The 17,120-nt window shown below is 62.7% G+C and carries 11 protein-coding genes; 4 read left to right on the top strand and 7 right to left on the bottom strand.

Features of this window, described 5'->3' with window-relative positions; translation table 11 throughout:
• Positions 1-3 precede the first annotated feature (3 nt).
• From trbF to ACCQ08_RS14410, 4 genes are read left to right on the top strand one after another with little or no spacing between them, the layout of a single operon-like run.
• A complete protein-coding gene (gene trbF / locus ACCQ08_RS14425; RefSeq protein WP_074923307.1) occupies positions 4-708 on the top strand; it encodes a conjugal transfer protein TrbF in 705 nt (234 codons plus the stop codon).
• Positions 705-1,697: a P-type conjugative transfer protein TrbG gene (gene trbG / locus ACCQ08_RS14420; protein WP_074923308.1), complete on the top strand. Its 993-nt coding sequence runs from the start codon at positions 705-707 to the stop codon at positions 1,695-1,697. Before trbF ends, trbG begins: the two co-directional genes overlap by 4 nt.
• Positions 1,698-1,699: 2 nt before the next feature.
• Positions 1,700-2,968, top strand: a complete 1,269-nt coding sequence (locus ACCQ08_RS14415; protein WP_373450217.1) for a TrbI/VirB10 family protein — start codon at positions 1,700-1,702, stop codon at positions 2,966-2,968.
• Positions 2,965-3,207, top strand: a complete 243-nt coding sequence (locus ACCQ08_RS14410) for a DUF2274 domain-containing protein (RefSeq protein WP_074923310.1) — start codon at positions 2,965-2,967, stop codon at positions 3,205-3,207. Before ACCQ08_RS14415 ends, ACCQ08_RS14410 begins: the two co-directional genes overlap by 4 nt.
• 122 nt (positions 3,208-3,329) lie before the next feature.
• On the opposite strand, the gene ACCQ08_RS14405 is transcribed toward ACCQ08_RS14410, so the two are convergent.
• The 7 genes from ACCQ08_RS14405 to ACCQ08_RS14375 all read right to left on the bottom strand — a co-directional run bounded on the left by ACCQ08_RS14405 (position 3,330) and on the right by ACCQ08_RS14375 (position 16,791).
• Positions 3,330-5,201, bottom strand: a complete 1,872-nt coding sequence (locus tag ACCQ08_RS14405) for an ATP-dependent helicase (protein WP_074923317.1) — start codon at positions 5,199-5,201, stop codon at positions 3,330-3,332.
• Positions 5,202-5,212: 11 nt separating this feature from the next.
• Positions 5,213-7,048 (bottom strand): ATP-dependent endonuclease, encoded by a 1,836-nt coding sequence (locus tag ACCQ08_RS14400; RefSeq protein ID WP_244160537.1) that lies wholly within the window; start codon positions 7,046-7,048, stop codon positions 5,213-5,215.
• A gap of 93 nt (positions 7,049-7,141) precedes the next feature.
• Positions 7,142-7,465, bottom strand: coding sequence for an exodeoxyribonuclease VII small subunit (gene xseB, locus ACCQ08_RS14395; protein WP_083393655.1), 324 nt, complete (start codon positions 7,463-7,465; stop codon positions 7,142-7,144).
• A complete protein-coding gene (gene xseA, locus ACCQ08_RS14390) occupies positions 7,462-9,183 on the bottom strand; it encodes an exodeoxyribonuclease VII large subunit (protein ID WP_074923318.1) in 1,722 nt (573 codons plus the stop codon). The genes xseB and xseA overlap by 4 nt, the downstream gene beginning before the upstream one ends.
• A gap of 32 nt (positions 9,184-9,215) precedes the next feature.
• A complete protein-coding gene (locus ACCQ08_RS14385; RefSeq protein ID WP_373450216.1) occupies positions 9,216-11,999 on the bottom strand; it encodes an RNaseH domain-containing protein in 2,784 nt (927 codons plus the stop codon).
• A complete protein-coding gene (locus ACCQ08_RS14380) occupies positions 11,999-15,448 on the bottom strand; it encodes an ATP-binding protein (RefSeq protein WP_373450215.1) in 3,450 nt (1,149 codons plus the stop codon). Before ACCQ08_RS14380 ends, ACCQ08_RS14385 begins: the two co-directional genes overlap by 1 nt.
• The gene (locus ACCQ08_RS14375; protein ID WP_143044648.1) at positions 15,445-16,791 is read right to left on the bottom strand and encodes a hypothetical protein; all 1,347 of its coding nucleotides are present in this window, start codon (positions 16,789-16,791) and stop codon (positions 15,445-15,447) included. Before ACCQ08_RS14375 ends, ACCQ08_RS14380 begins: the two co-directional genes overlap by 4 nt.
• Between the last annotated feature and the right edge of the window lie 329 nt (positions 16,792-17,120).

Here is a 17,120-nt window from a genome sequence, read left to right as displayed (position 1 = left end):
CCCATGCGATTCAAACGACCGCAGGTGCGCTACGCCGATACGCCGCAGCCTGCTACCCCATACCAATCCGCCGCCCAGGTCTGGGACGAGCGCATCGGTTCGGCCCGCGTGCAGGCGAAGAACTGGCGCTTCATGGCCTTCGGCTGCCTCACGCTGGCCGTACTGATGGCCGGCGGCCTGGTCTGGCGCTCGGCGCAGTCCATCGTTACGCCCTACGTGGTGGAGGTGGACAACGTGGGCCAAGTGCGCGCTGTCGGCGAAGCCGCCACGCCATACCGGCCCAGCGATGCCCAGATGGCCTATCACCTGGGCCGCTTCATCGGGCTGGTGCGCTCGCTGTCCATCGACCCCATCGTGGTGCGGCAGAACTGGCTCGATGCCTACGACTACACGACCGACAAGGGCGCCGTGGTGCTTAACGAGTACGCGCGGGTGAACGATCCGTTCGCGCGCATCGGCAAGGAGTCGGTGACGGTGCAGATCACCAGCGTGACCCGCGCCAGCGACACGTCTTTCAACGTGCGCTGGACGGAGACCCGCTTTGTGAACGGTGCGCTGGATCGCACCGAGCGCTGGAACGCGGTGGTTTCCACGGTGCTGCAAGCCCCGCGCACCGAGCAGCGTCTGCGCAAGAACCCCTTGGGCATCTACGTCAATGGTCTGTCGTGGAGCCGCGAACTGGAAGGAAACGAAGGAGCAAAACCATGAACGCACATTTCCGTAAATCCGCCTTGCCGGTGATCCTGCTGGTATCCACCGTCCTGTTTGCAGGCTGCGCTTCGCAGGGCAAGCCGCCGCCGTCCATTTCGCTCGATGAGCCGGTGCAGGCCCAGCCTCTGCCGGAGCCGCCTGCGCCTGTGGAAGTGGTGGCCGTGCCGCAGGTGCTGCCGATGCCGGCGCAGATGAAACCTGTGCCGGATGCCAAGCCCACGCCGGAACCCGCCGATGAAACCGTGCGGGTGTCCCGCGCCAACGCCGAGGCGCGCATCGCGCCGACGCGCGAGGGCTACGTCAACGCAATCCAGGTCTGGCCCTTCACCGATGGCGCGCTGTACCAGGTCTATGCAGCCGTGGGCCGCGCGACGGTGATCGCGCTCCAGCCGGGTGAGGAACTGGTGACGGTGGCCGCTGGCGATACCGTCCGGTGGATCGTCGGCGACACATCGAGCGGCAGCGGTGATGCGCTGCGCGTCAACGTGATGGTCAAGCCGATCCGCTCAGGGTTGAAGACCAACCTGGTCATCACGACCAGTCGGCGCACCTACCTGCTGGAGCTGACTTCGACCGAGAAGACGTGGATGGCCTCGGTGTCCTGGGAATATCCGAAGGACAAGATGCTGGCCTTGCAGCGCCAGTCGCAGGCGGCCAGCGCCGCCGCGCCGGTCGATGCTGGCCTGTCGCTGGAGAAGATCCGTTTCCGTTATGCGGTCAGCGGCAGCAATCCGCCGTGGAAGCCGCTGCGGGCCTTCGACGATGGCGAGAAGGTCTATATCCAGTTCCCGCCAGGCATCGCCCAGGGCGAGCTGCCGCCGCTGTTCGTGATCGGTGTGCAGGGCGACGGGCAGTTGGTGAACTACCGTTTTCGGTCGCCGTATTACATCGTCGACAGGCTGTTTGGTGCGGCCGAACTGCGCCTGGGCGGGGACAAGGGCGATGTGGTGCGGGTCGAGCGCACGGACGGAACGCGGAGGAATTGACCATGAACCAGGACGATTCCCCTGACCTTGCTCCGCGAGCGGGCAAGGTCGCGCCCGAGGCGGTGGCGCTGCGCGCCCAGCCGCGCCCGGTCACGCGCCTGAACCGGCGCACGCTGGCCATCCTCGTCGGCGGCCTGTCGGTCGCCGTGCTCGGGGCCACGATCTGGTCATTGCAGCCGCATCGGCGCGGCGCGGGCGAGCAGACCGAGCTTTACAACGTGGATCGCGTCTCGAAGTCCGAAGGGCTGGATGGCCTGCCTTCGGATTACTCCAAGCTGCCGCCGAAGGTGCCTGAGCTGGGGCCGCCGCTGCCGGGCGACCTCGGCCCGGCCATCGTGAAGTCGCAGCAGTCGGTGACGCCGGCCTATGCGCCGCCGGGCCATGACCCGGAGGATGCACGGCGCAAGGAGGCTGAGGCCGCAGCGGCCTCGACGGTGTTCTTTCGCTCGGGCAACCAGGGCAAGGCCGCGGTGCCTGGCGCAGCCCAAGTCGCTGCGGCTTCGCCTGGCAGCGCCTTGGCGGGCTTCGATCCGCTGGCGGCCGGGCCGGCCTCGACGGCGGCCCAGCCATCCGACCCGACCGCCGTGCAGAACCGGCAAGACCAGAAAGAGGCTTTCCTGAAAGGCGGTTCTACAGAAACCCGCAATTCCGGGAATCTGCAGATGCCGGCCTCGCCATACCAGGTCATGGCTGGGACCGTGATCGCGGGTGCGCTGGTGACGGGTATCAAGTCCGATCTTCCGGGCGACGTGATCGCCACGGTGACGGAGCCGGTCTATGACACGGCCACGGGCAAGTTCCTGTTGATCCCCCAAGGTTCGCGCATCCTGGGAAAGTACAACAGCCAGGTGAGCTACGGGCAGAGCCGCGTGCAGGTGGTGTGGAACCGCGTCATCCTGCCGGACACGTCTTCGCTGAAGCTCGACAACCTCGCCGGCACCGATCCGGCCGGCTACTCTGGCCTGGAGGATGGTGTCGATTGGCATTGGGATCGCGTCTTTGCCGGCGCGGCGCTAACGACGCTGCTGGGCGTGGGTGCCGAGCTAGCTGCGCCGCAAAACTGGCAAGACGGCAACCGCGTCATCATCGCCGGACGCGACAGCCTGCAGGACAGCGTGAACCAAGTGGGCCAGGAGATGACCCGGCGCAACATGAACATCCAGCCGACACTGACGGAGCGTCCGGGCCTGTCGGTGCGGATCATCGTCAACCGCGATTTGGTGCTGCGACCGTACCAGCCTCTGTTCTTCAACCGGGGAGCTGCGAAATGAACACCACCAAGAAGCTACGGCTCGGGCCGCTGCCCAAGACCGAGACTGTCAAGCTGACCTTCAACTGCCCGGCCAATCTGAAGGTCGACCTCGACCGCTACGCCGCGGTGCACGCGCAGGCGTATGGCGAGGCGGTCGATGCGGTGGTTCTGATTCCGCATATGCTGGATGCGTTCATGGCGAGGGATCGGGGGTTTCAAAGGGGGCGGGACACTGCCCCAAAACCTGTAACTGGCTGAACACGGCAATAGCGCTCCAATCGACGCACCCGTACCCATTGCTCGTTCGGAAATGTCTAAGGCATGCTCGGTGGAGCATCGGGATGCGCGACGCTTATGTGCTCTTGGCCACCTCGGAGTTTTCAGGGCCTCTGTAGCGGCGCTGCTGTGATGTAGGGTGAAGGGGCGCCTTGCCACACATCACCCCAGGGCATAAGCCTTTGGCGCGGATAGGACAGGTACAGCAACCGCTTGGATCTCGTCACTGCGACGAACGCATTGCGGCGCTCTTCATCCTTTTGCTTCTTGGTGGTCGCACGGTAGTCAGGGAACACGCCGTCAGCCATGCCTACGACGAAGACTACATCGAACTCAAGACCCTTGGAAGAATGCACGGTCAGCAGCGCTACGCCGTCCCGCGTGGCTTGGCCAGAAGTGCCCAGGGCGATGTTGCTCAGGAAGCTCTGAAGTGTTCGCGCGCGTGAGCCTTCGGATCGCAGAAAGTGGTCCCACTCCTCGCGCAAAACCGCCACGTCTTCGCGAATAGCTCGTCGATCCGGCTCATCCAGCTTGTCCGCGTGCGCCTCCAGGACCTTGAAGGCGGGCATGAAGTCCAGACGGCGAGCGGTGGTCGCATGCACGGCCGCCAGCGCGTCGGCGATGGCCACGCACCCCGGCCCTTGTGTTGCCGTGGACATGGACTGGACCATCTGCACCACCTGTGCCGCATCGGCAGGGGCAGTGACCGGGCCGGGTAGGTTCCACCGCTTGCGAAGCGCGCTCAGGTGCACGGCATCCTTGGGATTGGACAGCACCCTCAGCGCCAGTTGGAACTCATCGGCTAGATCGGACTCGTTTTCGTGCGTGACGCTCAAGCGCTTGAAGTAGGGCAGGCCACGCTCCTTGAGCTGACGCTCGACGCCAATCAGCGTATAGCGAGTCCGTCCGAGAATGGCGAAGCTCGTTGGTGTTATGGGTCCCTCAATGTCCGGGTGTCCCGCAGCCATCAGACGCGTCAATTCGTCTACAACGCGTGAAGCCTCGTTGGCCTCACTATCGCCAACCATCTTCCGGGCGTAACCCTCCACGGCAAGTTGGCCAGCGACGGTGTAAGTCGGATCGAGGGACTGCGCTACGCGGACCACTGCGCGTGAAGATCGATAGTTCTCCTCAAGACAAATCTGGGCAGCATTGAAGTCCGCTTTGAAGTCGTCAGTGAGGTACTTCGGACTCGAGGTGTTGAAGCCGTAGATCGATTGGTTGGGGTCGCCGACCATCATGATGTTGCGCAGCGAATCGCCAGCCATCGCACGGATGACGGCGTACTGGGCTTCGTTCAGATCCTGAGCCTCATCGACGCAGACATAGCCATAGACGCGCCGATAGAGATCGGCGACCTGAGGAAATTCAGAGAACAGCCGATAGGTGTAGAGCAGCAGGTCGTCAAAGTCGCAAGCACCGCAGGCTTGCAGTCCGGCGTTGTATCCCTCATACACGCGCTCAATGATGGGGTCGTCGATGCCACTGACCGCCGTGGTGATCGGATGCGTCTTGATATGCCCGACGCTCCTAAGCCAATCGTCTAGGCGCTGAGCTTGCTCCTTTGTCGACAAGTGCGATATCTCGCTGCAAAGCATTGCATCCTCGCTGACCGCTTGCGCGAGGATTTGCTTGCGATCCTGGTATTGCTCGAAGATCTGCGGCATGGTGGCGAGACCGATGTGCTTTCCGCGATCCGCAAGGACATCGAGGCAGAAGCCGTGCAGGGTGCCGATGAATGCGCGCTTGCGCGCCTCAGCCAAGTCACCCAGGCGATCGGTCATCTCCTTGGCGGCCTTGTTCGTGAAAGTCAAAGCCAGCACGCGGAAGTGACCTGGCACTTGGGTCAGCAGGCGGCGGATACGTTCGGTGAGAACGCGCGTCTTTCCCGATCCGGGGCCCGCGATGACCGCTAGGGCGCCTTCGCCGAAGTCGACAACCTGCCGCTGCGTTGCAGAGAGGCGAACAGTGGACATCATCATCTCCGTCAAGGAAGGACCATCTTGGCAGCATCGACCTTCTTCAGACCGAACTTGGTGCCAATGGCCTCGAACAACTGTGCGACCAGCGTGGGAACACGACGCTCGGGGTCCTGAAGCGCCAGGATGGCGCTGGCCATGGGCGTCGCATAGCGCGTCTTCTTGTCGCTGACCATGTCAAGCGCCGCGCGCTCGCGCCCTGCGGCGCCGGAATAGTCCCGAGTTTGGGCGACTCCACCCACGGACTTGCCTGGCTTGCCATGCAGGCTTTTGATGTAGTCGTCCAGGGCCGTTGCACCGGCGAAATTGGCAATGGCAGCCTCGAAAGCGTCCATGTAGCCTGCATCGAGCAGATGTGCCTCTAGATCCTTCTTGTTGGGGATGACGACGATATTGGCGTGCTTGGCAATGTCATCAATTCCGGCGCGTTTGGCATCGGCCTTGAGCTTTGTGACGGGCTGATCCTCGCCGTCAGAGAAGACGTACCAGGGAATGCCGAAGCTCTTCGCCAGCCAGATGAAAGGGAAGTAGTCGGTGCCTCCGACACCCACGAAGTTGAAGCCCAATTCGTGTGCGCTCGCGCCCCAGTACGCTTGAGCCCAGAGCGGAAAGGCCTGCTCTTCGGTTTCGCCTTCGAAAAGAATCACCGCGCGAGCGAACAGCAAGTCGCCGCGCGTAGCGATCACCGTCCGCTCGAGCTTGCGGATGTCGTCTGCGGTCAACTTCGTGAGGTCCAGTCGCTGAGCCACGGTCACACCGGCCAGCTTGTTGAAGAGCCGAAGTTCGCCGAGCTTGGCTTGGCCGGCGAAATAAGGCGAATGCGTGCTGACGATGCGTTGGCCGGGGATAGACTTGATCTGGGCAAACAGCGCCCGCTGGGCTTGCGGGTGCAAGTGCGACTCGGGCTCCTCAAGTGCAAGCAGCGAATGTGTCTGGTCACCTTGCTTTTCAGCCAGCGCATAGCGCCAGGACATGAAAGCCCGGAAGACAAGTAGCGACGCGAGGCTGCGCGTTCCCATACCGTGCCGAGCGAGCGGGAATGCCTGTGCGCCAGTGGTCGCGAAGGTGACGTCGACACCTTTGGAGAGGTCTCTGAGGCGGCGAGCCACTGGCGTGATATCCACGCCGGCGCTGTCTGCGCTGACGACTGAGGACATGTCGGAAAGATTTGTCTTGAGGTGCTGCAGCACCGAACTCTTCGAGACGATCTCGTCGTTCAGCTGGGAAAGCGCTTGCTCGAACTCGTCGACATCCGCCTCCGTCAGTCCAAGGTTGTCGGTCAGGCGACGCCAGAACGACCCCTGTCGGCGCAGATCGTCCTCGAGGTCGCGTTTGGCATCGATGTAGTGCAGCGCTACATGTTCGAGCTGTTCGGCGCTGACGCCTTCCGCCGATACTGTGGCAGACAGCCAGTCCGCTGCGGGTTTCCACTCGGTCAGGAACTTGCGCTCGAGCGCGTAGTCGCCCTTGACGTCGCTCCACGACAAGGTGGTGCGAAAAGCCATGAAGTCGTTGAAATCGAGGTCTTGAGATAGACCCGTGCCCCACAGCGACGTCCAGTAGCTGCCCTGTGGGAAGGTTTGAAGAGGCTTGCCGTCGGCGTCGAACGGCTGAACGCGCACATCCACGGTGACCACGCGATCCTGCGGTGCGACCGCCTCGGCTGCAGCCACATGAACATCCTCCTGACCCAGCGTCTTGCGCCCTGCGCCGATCGCGGCATACATCGCGTCAAGGAAGCTCGTCTTGCCCGCGTTGTTGGCGCCCACCAAGACGGTTAAATCGTCGAGCTCGAGGACGACGTTGACCAGTGATCGAAAATTCGAGACACGCACTTCGGTCACGCGCACTCCGCTGGGCGTAGGTGGCTTGATTCCGGTAGTCAAAGGCATTCCTCCCATTGTTTGTTCATTGAGTCCCATCGGCGCCAGTCCCTTCTAGAACGGAATGTCGTCGTCCATGTCATCGAATCCGCTCGGCTTCGCGCCTCCGCGGCTCGGTGGGCGAGCCGACGAGGGAGCGGGGCGGAGCGCGGCACCGTCCTCTCCACTGACGGATGTGGAGGAGGCGACGGCTGGGTCGGCCAACGCCTGTTCTAGCGCCGCCTCGACCGCATCGATGCGCTGCTTGCAGATCTTGTAGGCTTCGACCGATTCGGTAACGATGCCCAGGAGATCGTCGATATTGGGCTCTTGCTGGTTGCGCAGAGTCTGTGCATGCCGATTGAGCACGCCATAGGCTTCCTTGAACGTCATTGTCATTGCTTGTTTTCCTCGCCCTGCACCTTCGCCTCGACCATTCCGTCATGGAACGTCACGCTGAACTCATTGCCTGCGGCGAGTGATCCCGCGTTCATCACGGTTCGCCCACTCGAATCCCGAATATGCGCGAAGCCCCGGGCCAGTGTTTTCCGTGGGCCCTGGCCGCTGATCTCACGCAGCAGCGCCTCGGAGCCGCTACGGGCGCCGGTCACCCGCTGCCGTGCACTGTGCATCAGACCGGTCAGGGCGCCAGAGGCGTCCCGGGTGGCGCGACCTGCATCTGAATGTGCACGGTCCAGCACCGCGTTCAGCGCCTGATTCGATTTGGCCGTCGCTGTGCGCAAATGCGCTCCCGCTTGATCTCGGGTCTGTATCAGCAGCAGCGGTGCTCTCTCCTTGGCGATGGCCAACTGGGTGCTCGTCAATGCGCGAACGTCGCGCACGAGCTCACCCGAGTGCCGCGACGCCACGGAAACTTCACGCAGTGCCAGCAGGCGAACATCAGCCATGGCCTCAGCACCTGCGGCGCGGGCCGTGTAAAGCTGATGCGATACGCCTTCGCGGATATGCGAACTCGCCTGCTCTGCACCCTGCCGAACTAGGCCGATGCGTCGCTGCACTGCGGCGACCACCTCCGCAAACGCGGTCTGTGCTTCCCTGGTTCGTCTGGCGATGGTTGCCTCGATACCTGCGATGACCTTACTCGGAGTGTCAAAGCTCGTGTGCGCCACTTCATCGAGAATCGTCGAGTCGCGCTCGTGACCGATGCCCGTGAGCACAGGGAACTTCAGCTCGCAGACGAAGCGCGCTAGCTCGTAGTTGTTCAGCCAGGCGAGGTCGTTGACTGCACCGCCTCCGCGGATGAAGACGATTGCGTCGAACAGAACTTGCCCCACAGAATTCCCCGCGGTCAGCGCAGTGCGAGCCGCCTCAATGATTTCCTCTGCGGCGCCAGGACCCTGAAAGCGGCTGTGTGCGTACACAAAGCGGCAAACACCGGCACGGTCCAGCCGTTGAGCTTCGGCACGGAAGTCGCCGAGCCCGGCAGCGTCCTGTGGTGCAATCACAAGCACGGCGCGGAAGTCCCAAGGAAAGTCCAACGCCTTGTTGAGTCCCCACAGGTTCTGTTGTTGCAGGCGCGCGCGGATTTCCCGCTTGCGGGCCTCAAGCTCGCCCAGAGTGAAGTCCGGGTCGATGGCATCGAGGATGAGCCTGAAGCCGTACTGCACGTTGAATATGGGGCGAGCCCGCACGAGCAGCTTCATGCCCGGTCCGATGGACATCCCAGTTGCCGCTTCGAACGGCGGCAGGATCTGGTCGGCGATGCTGGCCCAGATCATGGCATTCGCCTTGGCAAGCACGACGCCATTTGAGTCTCGCTCGGCAAGCTCCAGGAACACATGCTTCCTGACGGAGACCTGCACGACGTCGACGATAGTCCACTCGCCCTGGTGGAAGGTCCGATTGACAGCATCCGCCACACCGGCCAACAGCAGCGATAGCGACTTGCCTCGACGCTGCACTTGCACGGCACCGCTGCTCGATTTCGCAACAGCCGTGTCGGTGAACCGCCGCTCAGCAGGCAGCCAAGCGACAAAGGGCGCCAGGTCACGCCCCTCGGGCACAAACCATTTGCGCGCCTCTGCATCCCACCTTGCGCCGAGCGCCTTTACGGCGCCGCGCTGAGCGTATTCGACGTTGAGGTAGGTGAGGGGCATGGCTGGCTGGGGGAGGGGTAAGCGCGATATCGTCAACCGCCCCTCATGTACTCGGTGAGTTTGTCGATGATGCGCAGCGGGGTAGGGGCCGTGACCCATCGCTCATTGCGTGCCGTTAACAAGCCGGCCCGCAAATGCTGCGCGAACGAGGCGAGTTGCACCTCGTCGTCATCGGCCTGCTTCTGCAGGATGACGACCTCCACGGCTCGGGAGTTCAGATGCTGCTTGTCGGGCTGTGCAGGAAAGGGGACGAACGCTTTTGGGTTGTCCTCTGTTTGATTGCTGTTCGGCAGGAGCATCTCTCGGTAGCAGCTTGCCCCCCGCTTGTGATGTGTCCCGGGCCTGGCCAGTGACCAGAAGGTCGGCGCTGAAGCGCCACTGACCCGAAACAGGCGGGGCGTGGATGTCCAGGTACGCAGCGGCGCCTCTGCCCCGTTGGAAACGCCGAAGATCTTCTCTTGGCCGATCGTCGGGGCCTGCTCACGAATCCGGATCAAGCGCAAGGTGGGCCAGCGCTGCGCGGTCAACACACCTGGTGCCACTTGGCGCGAGGTCTCGCGCATGCCCGAATCAGACAACCACGAAGCCAGTCGAGCAGCTCGAGTCGAGTCGATGAAGACCACGGCGTTTGGATCGACGGCGACCATGTCGTCGAAGGTGCTTTGAAAGAACTGCGCGAGTAGCTCGCGCCTTGCGGCCCAAGGGGCTGGCAATTCCATTCGGGTGGATGCCAGGTATTTGGCCCCCTCGTCGAAGCGCATCCAGTCCGTCTGCACGATCTCGGCCGTCTGATGGGCGAAACGCACCCAAGCCTGACCGGTCTCGCAGTCCATGCGGGTGGCGACGAACACGGACTGCGCACGGTCGCGGAACCATTCGGACTGCACGACCAGTGAACTCACTGCACCGACCCAACGTGGGGGCGACGCTGATCCCGTGAAGCATGCCTCACCGGCTTGCTTCAGGCCCCAGACCGAGCCTGCGTGGCCGAACACCAGGTCGAGAAGCGCGGCCTGCACACGCGGCAGAAACTTGTCGACGCGACCGTGCTCGCTAGGCAGCAGGTACTGGACGGTACAACCCAGGCTGCCGAGCGCCTTGCGCGCCGCAAGCTTGTTGACGTTGTCGTCGGGTTTGAACTTGTCGCCCTCGACCTTATAGAACATGGGCGCCTGGACTAGCACCATCGAGCGGGGTCCCAGCTTGAGGCTCTCGCCGAACTTGAGCCATTCGCGCACACGTGCGTCGAAGCGCTGCTTGCGCCGGCCTTCGGTGAAGCTCTGCATGGGGCCGTGGGTATTTGCTGGCAATGGCACGCTTAACACCTTGATGACGTCGCCCAGCATGGCTGCTGCCGTGGTCTTGATCCATTCGACGTCCTCGGGTGTTTGAGTGACCACATAGAGCTGATGACGGGATGTGTCGGCTATATATGCCGTATCTGCAGTCAGCTTGCGAACCGCCGCGACCACCCTGTCGCGTTCGGCATCGGGGGCAGGAACGTCCGCCTTGAACCAGCGGTCAGGAGAAACTGACGTGATGGCCTCGAGTGCCTTACCGGGTGGCGCCTCGTCATCGTCGTGCTCGTGGCGATCGAGCAGGCGCCCGAGCGTGACCTCAGCCTTAAGCATCGCCAAGGGCGGGGCCTTCACGGTCACTGCTTTGGCTGCGCTGAAATCGGTGAAGGGACGCAGGCCTAGTTCGCCAAGCACCGCGGAGATCCGCTCGAACGCGTCCGCCTGGTCGACCAGCGGAACGCCGGCTTGCAGCTTGGAGTGGTGCTGTTCGGTCACCTCGGGTTTGAGCATGACCAGGACGCTGGCTGACTCTTCGCTTGGGTAGGTGAAGACGCCCTCGTTTTCGTGTCCAGGGACCAAGTTGAAGGCATATTCGTACTGTTGGTAGCCGAGGTCGGTTATCCACTTCCCGGCTCGCTGGCGCATCACGCTGAAGCGGTATGCACTTTGCGGCCGCATCGCGTGCGGCAGGACGAACCCTCGAATCGACGAACTCACGGTGTAGCCGCTCTTCAGGCCATCGGCCCAGCGGCGGCGCTTGAACTCGCAATAGATCAACGGCTTGGTGGAGCCAGGTAGCGTCTGCACGCTGAGCTCACACACTAGGCTGAAGCGGCCGCCCGCAGCGATGTGCGGCCGCGTCATGACTTCTGCACTGTTGTGTTCAGGGCCTCCGACCACGCGCACTACCGGACCGAGTCCAGGGAAGAGTTCCTGGCCGGCCAGGTGGGAAGCCAACACCCCGGCCGTGACATCAAATGGCGTGGGCGTGCCGGACTTGGCTTGGGGCATCCCGCCCCAGGGAAATATCTGGACCCTTGATGGGGTGGTGCGGACGATCCGATCTTCTTGGCCCAGCCGCCGCAACGCGGCGACTCCGGGAGCATAGGCCCCGCGTGACTCGCAGTAGCGCGCCAAGACGCCTTCCGACCATGTCGCGAACGCATCCTTGATCTTCTGCAGGTCTGCGCGCGCATCGGCACTTACCAGATAGCCCCAGGCCTCGGGGGCGGCCGCCGAATTCGACGGCACGTACAGGGAACGCAAGCCGATGTCGTCATCGATGCCAACCCAGGCGTCGATCTGCAAATGCAACTGGGCACGAAGGTGCGCGTACGGTAGATGAAGGAATGCCTCTTCGTCTTCTTCTTGCGCACGTGTTGTTGCTTCATCGCGGATTTGCTTGAGCACCCTGAGCGCATCAACGGTCCACGATACCGCGACGACGTTGCGCGTCAGCGGCGTGGTGTCATCAGCAAATTCCATGGCGAATGCCGCATCGCGCGAAATGGCTTTCATCAAGTTTCCTCCACTTTCAATGGGGCATCGGCCGCCCATAACGGGTTGTCGTGCCATTCCTCTTCCACCGAAGTGTCCTCAAGCACCGGGGCCACGTTCAAGCCGTGCATGTCTGTCAGCGGTCGCAGGAACGCGCCGTACAGAGCCTGGTAGAGCGCAGCTTCCCTCGGGTCGTCGGAGGACACACCCTTTTCTAGGATGACGCGTAGCTGGACGAGCATGCTGCTCGTTTCATTGTCCAGTTCGCCCCGCGAGGTCTTTTCGGCCCACGCTCGATCGACGAAGAAGCACTGCACCGGGCAGCCATTGCGCATGGCTCGTCCAATCGTCTGCATCAGGTTCACGGCGATATTTGCCGTGAAGGGCTCGAACAACTTGCCTAGCCCGCGCGCGTACAGAGGCCGGCGGAGCAATCGGCCGATCTGCTGATAAGCCTGCCGGCGTGCGCCAAGCCACCGGCGGCCGAGCTGTTCGAGCGACGTGGAATCGTCCTGGCGCAGATCGAAGTCGAGCGTTGCCTTCGCAGCCATGCTCACCGGCAGGCTCATGTCGTGAGGCGTTGGATGAGGTCGGGTCAAGAAGTACAGGGTGCCGATCGCCGCGTCACGCTGCCTGGGTCCTGTGGTGAACACAACGTTCGTACCTCGTCCGAGGGCCCCGGGCGGAAAGATCAGTACCTGCCAGCGGTCGTCGTCGCCCAGACTCTCGACGCGAGAGGAGGTCACATAACCTGTCGTGAGTCCGAAGTCGGGCAGATCATCGACGACAGCGACGACCTTGTCCCGCCAGGCCGGCAGGCGCAGATCGATGAAGTGCTTCAGGCGCCGTGCCTGGTCGTAGCTGTTCACCACAAAGGCAGCTTTGCGCGGCACGCCATCCCGTGGGTCGAATTTGGCGCAGTCTCGCGCCAGCTGCGAGTTGATTGGCCCGCCATCGAGCAGTGCTAGCGCCATCTTTTCCAGATTGGCCATGCGAACGGTCTCGGAGCGCTCCCCGCTGAAGCGAAGAAAGGGAGCATCGGCGGCTTGGCCGTCTCGGATGGGGCGGAATTCGTAGTAGGAATCGGGCGCGTCTTCACGCTCCGGGCGCAAGCGCTGCAGCACATAGTGGGGCGCAACTGCGACATGGTGTGCCGGACTTGGGGGGAGAAAGCTGGTGGCGCTGGTCAGCAGCACCGCAGGACCGTCGCGCGTGCCGTCTGCGCGCTTGATCCATTCGTGCATCCGATACATGAGCAGCCGAGGTGTGCCGGCGAACACTACGTATTGCAACTGCAAATCGACGGCGCGTCCCAGCGGGTCACGCGGCGACGGCGTTGAAAAGAAGCGCACGCCGCTCAAAGACCCGAGGATGTTGTCTGGAGAGGCCAGCAAGAGAGCCTTGGACACGAGCTCGTCGACATGCACGGGATCGAGTAGCCCCTGATCGATCATGTCATTGAGCCGAGGCGACAGGCGGCGATAGCTGAGGATGGTGAAGGTCACCGGCAACAGCAGACCGACGAGCTGCTGTGCCTCCGCGTCGCTGGAGGTTCGCCGGACTTCGCGCAACTGTTCCGCGATGCGCTTGGTCAACCCTGCTAGCTCCTGCAGGCTCGACTCGGCCAGCCAATCGGACATCGACTTCGAGAGCTCGTCGTGTAAGGCCGCAGCGCGCTCGATCGACAGGCCAAACGCGTTGGCGGTACGGGCGATGGCGTCCGGCGCTGCGGCAACGCTGCCCGAGCGGGCGCCACGTAGCTGAAACGCGCGAATGGCCGCACCCTCCCACAGTTCGCACAGTGCATCCTTGGCCTGCGCCTGAGGGTCAGCACCGAGATCGTCCGCCAGAGTGCTAAGACGTTTGGGCGAGAGCCAATCACCGATGATGCGAAGCGGAGACATCAGCAACCCGTCAAACGCCTTGCGCAGATCGTCCGTGAGGCGTAGGACGGCGTGCGTCAGAGCGACATTGAGCTTCTCGAACTCGGCGATCTCGATGGCCAACTGAGCATAGTCGACGCCATGCAGCACTGCATTCTGTCCCGAGGCGATGGGTTGCAGCGTGCCGCGCTGCACTTGGCGATGAAATGACCTGTCGTGACCCGAGAGGCTAAGTTCGGCAATCCCGCCGCGATCCAGGTCTTGTTGCGCTCGGTCGGCCTCATCGAAGATCACGACATCGAAGACACGCGCGATAAGGTCGAAGTAGCGCTCGTCGAGTGCCGTGGTCTGACGAGGAACTTGAGTGTCTGCCGAGAGGATGTGGCCCAACCAAACGCTGGCAGTTGGCAGCTCACGCGGTGCCCGTGTGAAACCGCAAAGCGACCACACTGGGCACAGCCGGCGCTCGAGGTCCTTGCCTTCGGCATCGTCACTCGGTTCCGCTGTACGGCGCTGCCAAATGCGTGAGCAAAAGCTGTCAGCGATAGCGAAGGCTGCGCTGGGCGCGGATGTCAGGGCGGGCAGGGCGCAGACGCCCTCGAACAATGCCGCGCTGGCCGTTGTCGTGCAGAACCCTCGCAGGGGGTCGTCTGTTGCCAACGCCTCGGCAAGCTTGTGCGCGTGACGCAATCGGGTGTCGCGTGACTGACCCACTAGTAGGCCTGCGGCGACACCGTAGCGGCACAAGTCCTCGAGGTACTGACGACACACCTCGATCGACGGGAAGAAGACGGCAGCCTTGATGCCACGCACTCCCAGATAGCGCAGCAGACACATCAGCAGCGTCGTCTTGCCAGCGCCTGGCAGGCCGATCAGGTGCTTCAGCCCGTCCAGCGCCAGCTCACCCTCCACCTTGAACTCACCGTCAGCGTCAACGCTTTGCAATGCTACGGCTTGTAGGCGCTGGGCCCAGTTGCCTCGACGTGCGACATGCAGGCGTTCATCGATCGCATCCATCTCCCGTGCCTCATTGATGAGGTCCGACCAGCTCACCATGATCGGACGCCGCGTAGGGCGCTCGGCGTCGTGTCTCGTCGGTGGCGGCAGGCTGGAGGGAAGAGACTGGACGGCGTAGCGGCGCGACTCCCCGGCAAATTGCACATGGATCGCTATGGGCTTGTCTGGCCGAGCCAGTGTCATGCCATGGGGCTGGGGTACATGGGGCACTTTCAGGGCGGATAGGGCTTCGCTGAGCTCCGGCGCAACGATGTCGAACTGCGGTTTGATTGCCAAGGTCCGTTCGTCAATCCGAAACAGCCGTCGGTGCCCCGACGCCAGCGAAATGTCGTTATAGCGAACAGCTGCCCCTTTCAGAGCGGCAAGCGTTGACAAGCCGCTGCACGCGCGGCGAAGGTTGTCGAGTTCTGTCTCGCGCTCACGCAGCAAGGGCGTGCGCGCGACGCTGCGAAAGCCCATCAGGAGCGCCGGCGCGTTTTGCAGCGACCTGACTCCCAGCTCGTGAAAGAAGAAGCCCGCCAGCAGATCCAGGCGGTGCAATTGCAGGGCCTTTAGGCGCTCAGCGATCATGCCCTGGCCCTCAAATCACGCCGCAGGGCGCTCACGGATGTGAACTCGACGTCATGCCGGTTGCACTCCCGGCGCAAGATATCCAAGTAGTCGGGGAAGCGCGACAGCGCTTGGTCGTTGATGGCGATGACCTTCGTGGTGTAGAGCTCGAGACCACCAAGGCTGCGATTGAGACTAGCGGCAAGGACAAAAGGATTTGCGTGGCTCTTGACGTCGATGCCAGTGCCTTCGGCGTCAAGGCTCAAATCGCATCGGTCACGGCCTGGGTACAGCGCGGCATCCAATCCAGAAGGCTCGGTTGTCGCCGTGTCGTACAGGGCAATCTCGTCCTGGCCAGGACCACACCAGTACACCAAGATGTGTGCCTTGACGATCAGTGCGTCTTGTAGCGTGACTGCGCGTGCGAGCTCTCGCGGCACCGGCGACTCAAAGGCTTTGCACTGCCGGACTGTGCAGCTCACGTGTGCATCGATCGTGGACTCGATCAAAGGCGCCCCACACGTTGCGCATCGGAATAAACCTCCTTTGACAAGGTGATGCGGCTGAACTTGCTCGTAGCAAGAGGCCAAAAAAGGGGCCGCAAGCTGAAGATTGCCGGCCTCGAGAAAACGGCGCTGCTCCGCGGCCGAGCTGATCGGGTGGCGCGTAATGAATTCGCGCAGCGCCGAGTACACCTCGCTGCCGCGCGATCCGAACAGGTCGCATGCGGATTCCAGTTGAGCGAAGGCCTGCTGCTCCTTCAGGTCGAGTTCAGACGCGGTCTGACGTGCCAGGTCGATGCACTCGATGGTCGGCAGCCTCGTGCCTGGGTCCAGCAACCGAACGCCATGAAAGCGGAACCCCGGAGTGTCGAAGACGGGCAAGTCCCATTCGCGCTCGCGCAGGGGCAGTGTACTGTTGGCCACGAGTGTGTGGGCGCCATCGGCCTGCACCGGTCGGCCGTAAAGTACATACAGGCTGGCCAGGCGCAGCATCGCAGCGCGCAGCCAGTGGGACATGGCAGCGTCGTGCACGAGAGGTTGCCCCGCACGTGCGCGCCGGAAATGATCCGCGAGCCCGGCCGCCAACAATGGAACGGCCTCGTGCGCCAGCTCCAGCGCCCGCGACTCGTCAACGGTCACTGATGGTGCATGTGGTCCGGGCGGCGAGGCGTTTTCTGAAGATGCGTGCTCAAGCAAAGCAACAAGCTCGGTCGGCGCCAGCGACTGCATGCGCTTGCTCACTGACTTTCGCGTCTGGCCGAGCTGTACGAGCACGCAAGCCACAACCAATTGCACCAAGTGGCGCCACTGATAGCGCTTGCGCAGCGCAGGGGCGATGATGCCCACGTTGCGGTAGTCCACGACCACGGATCGAGTGGGTGCTCGCAGAGGATGTCCTTGCCAACTGCCCTGCTCGAGCAGCAACTGCCCTGCCGTTGCGGCGAGGTCTTCAAGGGACCCGTTCCATGTAGACAGTTTCAGGAGCGTCTGGGGCAGTATCGATATCACAATTACTGGTGGGCGATATTTGAATTTGTATTCTGATATCTGAATATATATTTGTCTAGACCTCCCATTAGCTCATAAGCTCATTGAAGGTGTTCATTGGTTACGCCATATCAAGATCGCGCTCCTTCCCAAATACGAGTAAGGAAGTAGGGTGTTCCTGATTGCCGTGCACAATATTCGTA

It is taken from the genome of Comamonas sp. SY3 (assembly GCF_041730275.1).
Lineage (GTDB): Bacteria > Pseudomonadota > Gammaproteobacteria > Burkholderiales > Burkholderiaceae_C > Comamonas > Comamonas sediminis.
This window is presented reverse-complemented; position numbering and strand designations above follow the sequence as displayed.